The sequence below is a fragment of the Saccharopolyspora sp. NPDC045941 genome, from assembly GCF_056431445.1.
On sequence record NZ_JBWKKU010000068.1, the window covers coordinates 40,684 to 52,032 of the forward strand.

General features: G+C 70.4%; 13 protein-coding genes. 8 read left to right on the forward strand and 5 right to left on the reverse strand.

Annotated features, from left to right (window positions below):
• Positions 1-21: 21 nt before the first annotated feature.
• On the reverse strand, positions 22-357 hold the full coding sequence (locus AC07FN_RS37350; RefSeq protein ID WP_478399886.1) for a winged helix-turn-helix transcriptional regulator: 336 nt from the start codon (positions 355-357) through the stop codon (positions 22-24).
• Between the two features lie 136 nt (positions 358-493).
• On the opposite strand from AC07FN_RS37350, the gene AC07FN_RS37355 reads away from it, so the two are divergent.
• The 3 genes from AC07FN_RS37355 to AC07FN_RS37365 all read left to right on the forward strand — a co-directional run bounded on the left by AC07FN_RS37355 (position 494) and on the right by AC07FN_RS37365 (position 2,588).
• On the forward strand, positions 494-1,396 hold the full coding sequence (locus AC07FN_RS37355) for an NAD(P)-dependent oxidoreductase (RefSeq protein ID WP_478399887.1): 903 nt from the start codon (positions 494-496) through the stop codon (positions 1,394-1,396).
• A 194-nt stretch (positions 1,397-1,590) separates the two neighbouring features.
• The gene (locus AC07FN_RS37360) at positions 1,591-2,091 is read left to right on the forward strand and encodes a SigE family RNA polymerase sigma factor (protein WP_235883265.1); all 501 of its coding nucleotides are present in this window, start codon (positions 1,591-1,593) and stop codon (positions 2,089-2,091) included.
• Positions 2,088-2,588 carry a hypothetical protein gene (locus tag AC07FN_RS37365; RefSeq protein ID WP_478399888.1) on the forward strand — a complete coding sequence of 167 codons (501 nt, stop codon included), beginning with the start codon at positions 2,088-2,090 and terminating at the stop codon, positions 2,586-2,588. The genes AC07FN_RS37360 and AC07FN_RS37365 overlap by 4 nt, the downstream gene beginning before the upstream one ends.
• A 9-nt stretch (positions 2,589-2,597) precedes the next feature.
• Here the strand turns inward: AC07FN_RS37365 and AC07FN_RS37370 are convergent, their stop codons facing one another.
• The 3 genes from AC07FN_RS37370 to AC07FN_RS37380 all read right to left on the reverse strand — a co-directional run bounded on the left by AC07FN_RS37370 (position 2,598) and on the right by AC07FN_RS37380 (position 5,634).
• On the reverse strand, positions 2,598-3,158 hold the full coding sequence (locus tag AC07FN_RS37370; protein WP_478399889.1) for a ferritin: 561 nt from the start codon (positions 3,156-3,158) through the stop codon (positions 2,598-2,600).
• Positions 3,159-3,455: 297 nt separating this feature from the next.
• Complete coding sequence (gene arcA, locus AC07FN_RS37375) at positions 3,456-4,658, reverse strand: arginine deiminase (RefSeq protein ID WP_452613477.1); 1,203 nt, start codon at positions 4,656-4,658, stop codon at positions 3,456-3,458.
• A gap of 166 nt (positions 4,659-4,824) precedes the next feature.
• Positions 4,825-5,634, reverse strand: a complete 810-nt coding sequence (locus AC07FN_RS37380) for a CPBP family intramembrane glutamic endopeptidase (protein WP_478399890.1) — start codon at positions 5,632-5,634, stop codon at positions 4,825-4,827.
• Between the two features lie 112 nt (positions 5,635-5,746).
• Between AC07FN_RS37380 and AC07FN_RS37385 the strand changes: the two genes are divergently transcribed.
• Positions 5,747-6,097, forward strand: a complete 351-nt coding sequence (locus AC07FN_RS37385; protein WP_478399891.1) for a hypothetical protein — start codon at positions 5,747-5,749, stop codon at positions 6,095-6,097.
• Between the two features lie 75 nt (positions 6,098-6,172).
• On the opposite strand, the gene AC07FN_RS37390 is transcribed toward AC07FN_RS37385, so the two are convergent.
• Entirely contained in the window at positions 6,173-6,952 is a 780-nt protein-coding gene (locus tag AC07FN_RS37390) for a DUF2470 domain-containing protein (protein WP_397527376.1), read from the reverse strand.
• Between the two features lie 295 nt (positions 6,953-7,247).
• Between AC07FN_RS37390 and AC07FN_RS37395 the strand changes: the two genes are divergently transcribed.
• The 4 genes from AC07FN_RS37395 (at position 7,248) to AC07FN_RS37410 (ending at position 11,092) form a co-directional block, all read left to right on the forward strand.
• On the forward strand, positions 7,248-8,114 hold the full coding sequence (locus AC07FN_RS37395; RefSeq protein WP_478390645.1) for a hypothetical protein: 867 nt from the start codon (positions 7,248-7,250) through the stop codon (positions 8,112-8,114).
• Positions 8,111-9,316, forward strand: a complete 1,206-nt coding sequence (locus AC07FN_RS37400) for a fumarylacetoacetate hydrolase family protein (RefSeq protein ID WP_478399892.1) — start codon at positions 8,111-8,113, stop codon at positions 9,314-9,316. The genes AC07FN_RS37395 and AC07FN_RS37400 overlap by 4 nt, the downstream gene beginning before the upstream one ends.
• 40 nt (positions 9,317-9,356) lie before the next feature.
• The gene (locus AC07FN_RS37405; RefSeq protein WP_452613709.1) at positions 9,357-10,013 is read left to right on the forward strand and encodes an IclR family transcriptional regulator; all 657 of its coding nucleotides are present in this window, start codon (positions 9,357-9,359) and stop codon (positions 10,011-10,013) included.
• A gap of 485 nt (positions 10,014-10,498) precedes the next feature.
• Complete coding sequence (locus tag AC07FN_RS37410) at positions 10,499-11,092, forward strand: CAAX protease (protein WP_478399893.1); 594 nt, start codon at positions 10,499-10,501, stop codon at positions 11,090-11,092.
• Positions 11,093-11,349 lie beyond the last annotated feature (257 nt).

Sequence of the window (11,349 nt, forward strand, 5' to 3'; positions counted from 1 at the left end):
TCGGCCGCTGGAATTCTCCCCCTAGTCGCGGGGAATCGCTTCGATGCGAGCCATGTTCTGCTCGCCCCATTCCCCGAGCGGCATCAGCGCCGTGATGAGCGACCGGCCGAACTCCGTCAGCGAGTACTCCACCTTCGGCGGCACCTGGTGGTACATCTCGCGGTGCACCAGGCCGCTCGCCACCATCTCCTTGAGCTGCAGGATCAGCACCCGCTCGCTGATGTCCGGGATCGCGCGCCGCAGCTCGCCCAAGCGCAGCGTCGCGAAGGCCAGCTCCCACAGGATCAGGCACTTCCACTTGCCGCCCATCACGTCGATGGCGGCATCCAGTCCGCAGGTGTACTTGTTCCGCTTCATCCCTGGCTCCCACTGACAAAAAGTTCAGTACCCGACAAAATAGTCGGTACTTGATCAAAGTTCAGCCAAGTCGCGAGGATCGAACGCGTCAACGCGATCGAACTCGAAAGAGCCGACTTTGAACTGGAGCACGAACATGGCCGGTGGCAAACGCACGGCGGTGACCGTCCTCGGGCTGGGGAACATGGGCGCGGCGCTGGCCAAGGCGTTCCTGGCCGCCGGGCACCCGACGACGGTGTGGAACCGCAGCCCGGAGAAGGCCGCGCCGCTGGTCGCCGAGGGCGCAGCGCACGCCGGATCGATTGCGGACGCGGTCACCGCCGACCCGCTGATCATCGCCTGCCTGACCACCTACGACGCCACGCTGGAGGCCCTGGCGCCCGCCGCCGGAGAGCTGGCCGGCCGCACCCTGATCACGCTGAACAGCGGAACTCCCAGCGGCGCCCGGGAAATGGCGGAGTGGGCGACCGGCAACGGCGCCCGCTTCCTGGACGGTGCGGTGAAGAACGTCCCCGAGGCGGTCGCGAAGCCGGACACGCTGCTGTACTACAGCGGCGACAAGGCCGTCTTCGACGAGTACGAGCAGACCCTGCGGGAGCTCGGCGGCGACACCCGGTACCTCGGTGCCGACGTGGACCTCGCGGCGCTGTACGAGATGGCGGTCGGTGCCACGCTGTTGCCCGCCCTCCTCGGCTTCTTCGAAGGCGCGGCCCTGGTCGCGAAGCGCGGGACGCCCGCGAGCGAGCTGGTGCCCTACACCGTCAAGTGGCTGGAGATGATCGGCTCGGTGCTGCCGAAGTTCGCGGCGGAGATCGACGCCGCCGACTACAGCGACCCGTCTTCGACGGTCGGCCTGTTCTACGCGGGCAGCGCCCACGACGACGAGCTGGCGGCGGCGAACATCGATGTCAGCTGGCGCGAACCGATGAACGACCTGCTGCGCCGGGCGGTCGCCGAGGGCCGCGGCGAGCACAGCATCTCGGCGCTGGTCGAGCTGCTCCGGAAGCCCGACCCCGGTGCTGCTCGCAGTTTCAATTGAAACCGGTCCACTGTTGTCGTTGGGCCGAACGGGTGATCAACGTGCCGGTCGGGCAACCGGTCGGCGCGTTGCGGCGTGTCATCCCCGGCGATACCCGACGTTTAGGGGGTGGAGGGTTGACCACGCACCTGCCTGCAGTGCCGACCGCCACCGAGGCGTCCGGTGTCTATCGCGGGCGGGCACGTCGGGGGGACATGGCGGCGGCAGAGGATGATTTCGCGGAGTTCGTCCGGGTAGCACTGCCCGGGCTGATGCGCTATGGCCACGCCCTGACCGGCAACCCGCACGATGCCGCGGATCTGGTGCAGACCGTGCTGGAGAAGGTCGGCGCCCGCTGGTCGAAGATCAGCCGGAACTGCGCGGACCCCACCGCCTACGTGCGCAAGGCGATGGCGAACACGCACGTCAGCCGGTGGCGCCGGACGCGCCGGGAAACGCTGCTCGCGGATTTCCCGGACATCCCCGCCGCCATCCAGCAGGATCGCCTGGAGCACGAGCCGCTGTGGGTCGCGCTGCGATCTCTGCCACCGAGGCAACGCGCGGTGGTCGTGCTTCGTTACTACGAGGGACTTTCCGAGCTGGAGATAGCCGACACGCTCGGCATCAGCTGCGGAACGGTGAAGAGCCAGGCCAGCAAGGCGATGGCGACGTTGCGCAAGCGGCTCGGGCCGCTGGTGGGAGGAGGTGACGCGTGATGGATCTGGAGGACGAGCTGCAGCGGGTCCTCCGGGACGACCGGCTGGACATCCCGGTGCGAACCGGCGCCGAGTGGTCGCTGGTGGCCGGGGCGCGTCGCCGCAGGCAGCGCAACGGTGTGCTGGCCGCGACGGGCAGCGCGCTCGCCGCGACGCTGCTGGTCGGCGGCGGGATCGCGCTGATCGGTCACCAAGCGGGCGAGCCGGTGCAGCCGGCGGTGCCGCCCGTCGTGCAACCGGAGCCGAACCCGGGCTCGACCGCGCCGCTGCAACCGACATACCAGCCTCCGGCCCCGCCGCCGGTGCACCAGCAGCCGGGCCAGCCGCCGCAGCTGCCGAGCCTCACGGCCCCGCCGACCAGGAAGCCGTTGCCGCCGGAGGTCCTGCTGACGACGACCTCCGAGCCGGACCCGACGACTTCGGCGTCGCAGACCTCCAAGCCGAACCCGACCTCGTCGCAGAACCCCGCCACCGAACCGAATTCGCCCGGCGGGTAGCGCGAGGGCTCAGAGGGTGCCGCCGGCGGTCCGGGGTGCCGTCGCGTCGGCGCCTTCGTCGCCGACCGTTTCGCGGGCCAGGTAGTTCTCCACGTCGAAGAGGTTGCCCTTGGAGCGGTCGACCACGTTCAGCAGCGTCGACATCGAGGCGACCTCCTCGACCTGCTCCTTCAGGAACCACTGCATGAACTGCTCGCCGAGGTAGTCGCCCTCTTCGCGGGCGGTCTTGGCCAGCGTTTCCACCTCGCGGGTGACCTCGCGCTCCTGCTCCAGGGCGAGCGCGACGAGCTCGCGGGTCTCGGTGAAGTCGTTGCGCACCTGCTCGATGGCCGGGATGGCCGGCTTGATGTTGTTGTCCATCAGGTACTGGACGATCATCATCGCGTGGTTGCGCTCTTCCAGCGCCTGGCGGTAGAAGTGCGCGGCCAGCCGCGGCAGGTCCTCGTTGTCGAACCAGACCGCGACGGCGATGTACTGCTGCGAGGCGGTGAATTCATTGCGCACCTGTTCCTGCAGCAGGTGCTCGAAACGGGATTCCTTGTGCTGAATCTTCTTCGCGGTGACAGCCATGCCCCCAATATACTCTGGAATGAGTCCAGATACATTTCAGGCAAACCTAATAATCCTATGGTTAACCTTGGCTGATCGCGTTTTAGCCAAGGCAATCCTCAGATAAATAAGCCAAGCCAAACCTGTGCTGTTTTGGCTGGTGGCGACGCTGTCGTCGCTGCTGGTGGTGGATGTTTCGCGCCGTGTCACCAATTCGAGTGGCTATTGTTCGGCGAAGGGCGCTCGTGATCGGTTTTTCCGGTTGGAGCGCCCTTCATTCGTCACTCGATCAAGTGATGGAATGGGAATCGGCCGAGTTCACGGATTCAGCGGGGCGCGGGTGATGGGGCAGGACATGCACCGCGGGCCGCCCCGGCCGGAACCGAGTTCGGAACCGCTGATCCGCAGCACCTCGATCCCGGCGTCCTCGAGTCGCGCGTTGGTCTCGGCGTTGCGCTCGTAGGCCACCACCACGCCGGGCGCCACGGCGAGCGTGTTGTTGCCGTCTTCCCACTGCTCGCGTTCCGCGGTCACCGGGTCCAGGCCGGTGTCGATCGCCCGCAGGTGGTCGATGCCCATCGCCTCCGCCGCGGCGGTCAGGAACGGGGTCGGGCCGGACACCTTCAACTCGCCGTCCAGCGGGCGCAGCGCGAAGGCCTCCAGCGAGTGCTGGATCGCCGGGTACATCACCACGGCGTCGCGGTCGACCATCGTGCACACCGTGTCCAGGTGCATCGAGGCCCGGGCCTGCTCGATCGGCACCGCCAGCACGGTGTGCGCCAGGTCGTCGGCGAACAGCGAGCGGGCGAGCGACTCCGCGCCGGCGGGCGTAGTGCGCTCGCCGACGCCGATGGCCACCACGCCCGGCGCGAGCAGCAGCACGTCGCCGCCCTCGACGGGCGCGGAGTGCGCGCCGTAGGCGCGGGTGGAGTGCGAGAACCGCGGGTGGTAGGCGTAGATCAGGTCGGTGAGCGCGGATTCGCGGCGGCGCGCCGGCATCGCGAGGGCCGCGATCGCGACCCGGTCGCCGATCCACACCGACGAGTCCCGGGTGAACAGCAGGTTCGGCAGCGGGTCGATGGCGAAGTCGTGCGGGTGGTGCATCCGGCGCACCAGGGACTCGCCCTCCGCGGCGGGCAGCTCCTCGAACGTCATGCCCGCGATGAGGATCCCGGCCAGCGCGGAATCGTCCACGCTGGACAGGTGCGAGCGCAGCGTGTCGGCGATCTCCGTGCCCACCCTGAGCTCGTCCACGCCCGCGAGCACGGCCGCGGCCCGAGCGCGGGTGTCGCGCAGCGCCTCGGTGAGCAGGTCGCGCAGCAGCAGCACCTCGACGCCCCGGTTGCGGAGCACCTCGGCGAACGCGTCGTGCTCCTCCTGGGCGCGATCCACCCACGGGATCGCGTCGAACAGGAGTTGGTCGCTGTTGCGCGGCGTGAGCCGCTTCAGCTCCGTGCCCGGCCGGTGCAGCAGCACCGCGTGCAGCGGGCCGACCTCGCTCTGGACGTGTGGTTCGCTCACGATGAGCAGCCTAACCGCGGCTAACGGAAACGTCCGTCAATGACGACGATTTCGATCAATCATTAACGAAAAAGCCCAATTGACCATCGGATCGTTGCGCAGAATGGACGATCGGTTCGTTGCCGGGTCGGCTTGCAGATTTCGCCTGGAATCGGCGGCTCCCGGGTCAGGGCAGCCAGCCGACGCGGCCGCGCAGGGCGGCGTAGCCGACGAAGGCCACCACGTCGATCAGCGCGTGGCCGACGACCAGCGGCCACAGCCGGTTCGTGCGCTGCCAGGCGCGGCCGTAGACCAGGCCCATCACGACGTTGCCGACGAAGCCGCCGAAGCCCTGGTACAGGTGGTAGCTGCCGCGCAGCACCGCCGACGCCCACAGCGCCCGGTTCTCCGACCAGCCCAGCTGCCGCAGCCGGGTCAGCAGGTAGGCCACCACCAGGACCTCTTCGGCGAACGAGTTGCCGAACGCGGCCAGCGTCAGCACCGGCGCGCGCCACCACGCCGCGTCCAAAGTGGAGGGCTGGACGGTCAGGGCGAGGCCCAGGGCGTGCGCGACGAGGTACAGGCCCAGGCCGGGGATCCCGATCAGGGCCGCGAGGCCCAGCCCGCCCGCGAAGTCCCGCCCGGGACGGGAGCGGTCCAGGCCCACCTGCCGCAGCGCCACCCCGCCGCGCCACAGCAGGTACAGCCCCAAGCCGCCCCAGGCGCACAGCCGCAGCACGTTCGCCAGCTGCGCGAGCATGTCGAGCAGCCCGAGCTCCGCCTGCGGCACGTTGATCGCGGCGTGCTGGTCCGCCAGCGGTTCCGGGCGCAGCAGGGCGTCCAGCAGCGACAGCAGGCTCTGCACGCCGGAGAGCCCGAGCGTCACGGTGAAGACCACGAACAGCTCGATGGTGATCGCCCTGCGCTCCGACCGGTCCGCGATCGTCGCGGGCTCGCCGGGCCGGGTCGGGGTCAGCCATGCGCGCAGGGTGCTCACGCGTCGAACCGTACCCGGATCGGTGACGCCGCCGGCCGGGCGCTCGGAGGTCTGGAAATACCGGGAAAACCGCGTGCGGAACTGGTCACCGCCCCCGCCGCGTCGGATCGGCATGGACGTGTTCGTGTGGGGAGCGGGGGACACCGAACGCGCGGTGCGCGTGCTGCAGGCGCTGCGCCGCTTCGATGTGCTCGACGGGCCGCTCGGCTCGGCCGATCTGTTCGGGATCCGGGACGGTGTCCTGGTCGAGATCCGGCACAGCGATCCGGGCGGGCTGCTGGTGCGGTTCACCGACGGGCGATGGCCCGGCCGATCGGCGATCGCGGCGCGCGCGTTCCTCTGGGTGATCACCCGCGACGCGTCGGTGGAGGAGGCGATGCTGGTGGGTCCGGGAGCCGAGCCGCTGCGCTTCCGCGACGGCCGCATCCAGCGCCTGACCCCCGAGAACTCCGAACGCGACTGACGTCGGGATCGGCGCGAACGGCCTCTTCGCGCCGCCTATCGAGGTGAACGGTCCGTTCGCGCCGTTCCGGCGGCGTCAGCCCTGGCGTTGCTGGGCGAGGAAGGGGCAGCCGACGAGGCGACGGAGCTCCACGCCGAGGTGCTCGGTCGTGCTGACCGGGCGGGAGAACGCCAGCCGCACGTCGTGGTCGCCGTCGGCTGATTCCACCCGCAGCCGCAGGCCGTACTTGTCCAGCCCGAGCGGGCGGATGTGCCCGCCGCGCAGCTTCTCCGGCAGGTGCCGGGCGAGCAGCCCGACGACGTCGCGGTGCGACAGCTCCAGGTGCCGCAGCCACGCGTCTTCCTGCATGCAGAACGGATCCGGCGTGGCGGCCTGGAAGTCAGCGGGGTCCACCGAGCCGGTGCCCTCCGAATCCGCCAGCACCAGCGACGCGGATTCCAGCCGCAGGACGCTCGCGCCGTGCCCGGCGTCGAGCAGCCGCGGGTCCGGGCGCTCGTCGGCGACCGAGAGCACGGCGTCGCGGGCCTCCGCGCCGTCGAGCAGCCGCACCCAGCCGGTCAGCCACAGCAGTCCGCGCACCGGTTCGCGCAGCCGGACCGGCGTCGGGTCGGTGAGTTCCAGGACCGCGGCCAGCTCGGCGCGCGGGGCTTGCCAGGCGGCGGCGATCAGCGGGTGCTCGTCCGCCAGCAAGACGGTTGCGGAGCCGTCGGCGTGCACGTGGTGCAGCAACGGCGCGATGCGCGCCGAGTTCTCGTCGGCCGGCAGGAGCGCTGCGCGGCCGCCGCGTTTGGCGATGCTCCTGGCACGTTCGGCAGCGCTCGGCGTCGCGGGCCGGCGAATGGTCGTCTCACCCACTGCTCACCTCCAACTTAGGCAAGCCTAACTTAAATGTCTCGGGTGGGGAAGTCGCCTCATCGGGCGCCACGCGGTCGCCGAAGCGGCCCCACTGCCCGCGCATCCTCTTAGTACCAGCTGGAACGGCCCCGTGGGGCGGCAACCGGAGTAGTGCTCCCAGGGGCGGTGCGAGCGCCGTCGGACCAGGGAGGATGATGATGTCCAAACCAGGCGAGGGAGGCCTACATGACCCCGCCCGACGTCCGTTTATCGGGCACCTTTGTTCACTGGCCGGTACGGCATTAGCGTGTCAGCCGTGTCAAGCGCTGTTGAGCTTCGCGCGCCCGGTCCGCGCGGCATCCCGCCCCTGTTCGCCCGATTGGTTGACGACGCGGCGCTGTTCCCGCCGGGTACCGCCGCAGTGCCGCAGGCGGTGGCCGACCACCTCGAGGCGCGCGGCGGCGCGTTCACGGGTCTGCTCGGGCCGATGCTGTGCAAGGCGTCCCGGCTGGCCGAGCTGATCACCGAACTGGCGAAGGTGAAGCCGGCGTCGCCGGTGCCGCTCTCGCTGGTGTGCGACACCGGGCTCGGCGGCGTGCCCAAGGCCCTGTCGATCATCGAGGGCCGGCAGGAGCTGCTGGCGCTGCGGATGGTCGAGATGCCCGCGCCGTCCGACGTCGACGACATCTGGCTGGAGCGCGTGTCGGAGTTCGTGCCGGAGGACATCATCCGGGTGGTCGAGCCGCGACGCGGCGGCGACGGCTGGCTGGACGGCATCCGGCGGGTCGCCGAGCACGGCTGCTGGCCCAAGCTGCGCTGCGGCGGGCAGACCGCCGAATCGGTGCCGTCCATCGACGTGGTCACCGACTTCCTCGCGGTGGCGGGCACCCTCGACGTACCGTTCAAGGCCACCACCGGGCTGCACACCGCGGTGCGCGGCACCGACCAGGAGACCGGGTTCACCCACCACGGCTTCCTCAACGTCCTGGTCGCCACCGCGCGCTCGCTGTCCGGCAAGGACGTCCGGGCGGCGCTGGCCAGCACCGACGGCGCCGCGCTGGCCGAGGAGGCGCGCGCCCTGTCCGACGACGCGGCCAACGCGGTGCGCGACGTCTTCGCCTCCTACGGCTCGTGCTCGTTGCAGGACCCCGTCGCCGAACTCGAAGGATTGGGACTGCTTTGACCTGGATCGAGGACCCCGAGTTCGCCCCGGACAAGCCGTTCGGCCCGCAGACGCTGCCCTACGGCGTGCTGGTGACCGGCAGCGGCCCGGTCATCGCGGTGCGGGTCGGGCGGCACGCGCTGCTGCTGCGCGGCATCGCCGGGGAACTCGGTCCTCGACTCGCCGAGCTGGTCTCCGGCGACTCGCTCGATCCGCTGCTGGCCGCGGGCCGCGACCGCTGGCGCGAGCTGCGGGAGCGGCTCAGCGAGCTCGTCGCGGCCGATCGGGCGCCGGCGGGCGCGAGCCTGGTGCGCACCGACTGGCACACCCTGGTGCTGCCGTTCGCGGTCGGCGACTACGTCGACTTCTTCTCGTCGCGGCACCACGCCGAGAACGTCAGCCGCATCTCCCGGCGAACCATCGAGCCGCTGCCGGAGAACTGGTCGCACCTGCCGGTGGCCTACCACGGCCGCGCGGGCACCGTGTACGTCTCGGGCACCGACATCCACCGCCCGAGCGGGCAGCGCAAGGCCACCGGCGACCTGCAGCCCGCGTTCGGCCCGACGCGGCGGCTGGACTTCGAGGCGGAGGTCGGGTTCGTCTGCGGTGGCGAACCGGCCGCCCGGGTGTCCACTTCGGACTTCGCCGAGCACGTGTTCGGGCTGGCGCTGGTCAACGACTGGTCGGCGCGGGACATCCAGGCCTGGGAGTCCAAGCCGCTGGGGCCGTTCCTGGCCAAGTCGTTCGCCACCTCCGTCGCCGGGTGGATCACGCCGCTGGAGGCCTTCGAGCAGGCCAGGGTGCCGACTCCGGAACCGGCGCACGCGCTGCAGCCCTACCTCGTCGAGAAGGAGCCGTGGGGGCTGGACCTGCGGCTGGAGGTGCGCTGCAACGAGACGCTGCTGGCCTCGCCGCGGTTCGAGCACATGAGCTGGTCGCCCGCGCAGCAGCTGGCGCACATGACCGTGAACGGCGCGCCGGTGCGCCCCGGCGACCTGTTCGCGTCCGGGACCGTGTCCGGGCCCGAGCGCGACCAGCGGGGCTGCCTGCTGGAGCTGACCTGGGGCGGAGCGGAGCCGATCACGCTGCAGGACGGCGAGCAGCGGACCTTCCTCCAGGACGGGGATCGGGTGACACTGAGTGGCAGCGCGCCGGGGCCCGACGGTTCGGTGATCGGGCTCGGCGAGGTGACCGGCACGGTGCTGGCCGCGGCTCGGAGGTGACGCGATGGCCCAACCCAGCCCCGAGTCGATTCGCGGTCCGATGCGCCTGCCGCGTGACGCCCAGCCGGGCACCAAGGAGAGCTCGCTGACGCTCGATCGCGGGCTCAGCCTGCTGCAGGCCGTGGCGGACGCGGAGAGCGAAGCGCCCACCATCAGCGACCTGGCGGCGACCGTCGGCGTCAGCCGCGCGGCCGTGTACCGGCTGCTCGGGCCGCTGCAGAGCCGCGGCCTGGTGCGCCGCGAGGGTTCGAAGGTGCGGCTCGGGCTCGGCGTGCTGTGGCTGGCCGGGCGGGTGCTGCCGCAGCTGCGCATCGCATCGCTGCCCGCCTTGCGGGCGCTGGCGGAGAAGGTCGGCGCGACGGTGCACCTGACCGTGGCCGACGGCAGCGAGGCGCAGGCCGTGGCGGTCGTCGAGCCGTCGTGGACGAGCTACCACGTGTCGTACCGGGTCGGCAGTCGTCATCCGGTGCAGCGCGGCGCGGCCGGGCGGGCCGTGGACCTGCCGCCGGGCGGGCCGGCGTGGATCGCCACCAGCGGTGACCTGCAGCCGGGCGCGTTCGCGGTGGCCGCGCCGGTGCGCGGGGTGCCGGGGCTGCGCGCCAGCGTCGGCGTGGTGGCCCTGCAGCCGCTGGCGCCGGAGGAGATCGGGCCGCTGGTGCTGGAGACGGCCGAGGCGGTCGCCGAAGCCCTGCGCTGACTTCGCGTCGCGTAACGCTGGCTCTGATTCAGCCGGTTCAGCCCCCGTGTTCGCCTCCACGGTTCCACTAACGTTCGGGAGGAACGAGCCCCTCGCCGCACGGCGGTGCTGGGAAGATGCATGATGACGCGTGCCGAGCGCCGGTGGCGGACGAACTTGGCCAGGAAATAAAAACCCCCGGCGCGTACCGAAGTACTGGCTAACCGGGGGACTTCGCGATCGACCATACCACAGGAAGCCACATCACATCGCGATGTGATGTGGAATCGGGCATATCGACATCGCTTGGCGATGTGCTGAATTACTCGCGCTGGCGTTCCTCACGGCTCAAGGTCACGTTCGGTGGCCGGTGATCATGGTGGTAGAACACCGCAGTGGGCTATGACGCTGCGCCACCACCGGATGAGCTCGAACCGCTGCTGAGCGCCGAACGGCTGGGCACCTATCACCGGCATGCCCCGGCGTGGGGCGTCCCGCCGATCTCCTTGTACCTGCTCGGGGGCGAGCTCGCCGCCAGCTTTCACCGCGATCTCGGCGTCGCCGAGGTGGTACTGCGCAACGCGCTGAACGACCAGCTCACCGAGCGGTACGGCCCGCGTTGGTGGGCCGATGAGCAACTGCTCGACGATCGCGGCCAGGCCGCGATCGCCAAGGCATGGACCGATGCGCGGTGCACCGAGGACGGCCCGTCCGGCCGCTTGGTCGCGCAGCTGGCGATGGGGTTCTGGGTGCACCTGCTTGAATCCGGCGGCTACGTCGGCAAGAAGCCGTTCCGGCGGCGTCGGTACTACGACGCGACGCTGTGGCGGCCGGCCTTGCGGTTTGCCTTCCCAAACTCGACAGGAATCCGCAGTGAGGTGCATGCGGTGGCGCATCGGGTCTATGCCCTGCGCAACAGGATCTCCCACTGCGAGCCGATCGTCGGTGGGGTCCGCATTCCCGGCACGACGATTCGGCGCAGCCCGGCTGAGATCCACGACGACATCGTGACGCTGGTTCGGTGGGTGTCCGCGCCGGTCGGCGACTGGCTCGCTGTTCGATCCCACACCCCCGTGCTGCTCAGGGACGCGCCGAACTGATCTGGGCGGGAACGCCATGATCATGATGCGCAGCCGCGACGGCCGAGCCGGTCAGCGGCCGGGCCCGGGGCTTCGTCGAATGGACTCGGGCCACGCCGCCGACTTCCGCCCGTAGCCCGGTGGGGGTCGTGAATGGGAACGGCGGTTCTTGCCGCAACGACTACTCACGACAGTGATGATGTTCGTGGTGACGCTGCTGGCGGGTCTGACCCGACTCACGACTGACGTCTCGACTGTCCTGTTTGGGATTTGTCGGC

What these genes read in the sequence shown, in the direction of transcription:
- AC07FN_RS37370 (WP_478399889.1), bottom strand. Translation starts at nt 3,158, where the DNA reads ATGGCTGTCACCGCGAAGAAGATTCAGCACAAGGAATCCCGTTTCGAG.
- AC07FN_RS37350 (WP_478399886.1), bottom strand. Translation starts at nt 357, where the DNA reads ATGAAGCGGAACAAGTACACCTGCGGACTGGATGCCGCCATCGACGTG.
- AC07FN_RS37360 (WP_235883265.1), top strand. Translation starts at nt 1,591, where the DNA reads ATGGCGGCGGCAGAGGATGATTTCGCGGAGTTCGTCCGGGTAGCACTG.
- AC07FN_RS37355 (WP_478399887.1), top strand. Translation starts at nt 494, where the DNA reads ATGGCCGGTGGCAAACGCACGGCGGTGACCGTCCTCGGGCTGGGGAAC.
- AC07FN_RS37405 (WP_452613709.1), top strand. Translation starts at nt 9,357, where the DNA reads ATGCGCCTGCCGCGTGACGCCCAGCCGGGCACCAAGGAGAGCTCGCTG.
- AC07FN_RS37385 (WP_478399891.1), top strand. Translation starts at nt 5,747, where the DNA reads ATGGACGTGTTCGTGTGGGGAGCGGGGGACACCGAACGCGCGGTGCGC.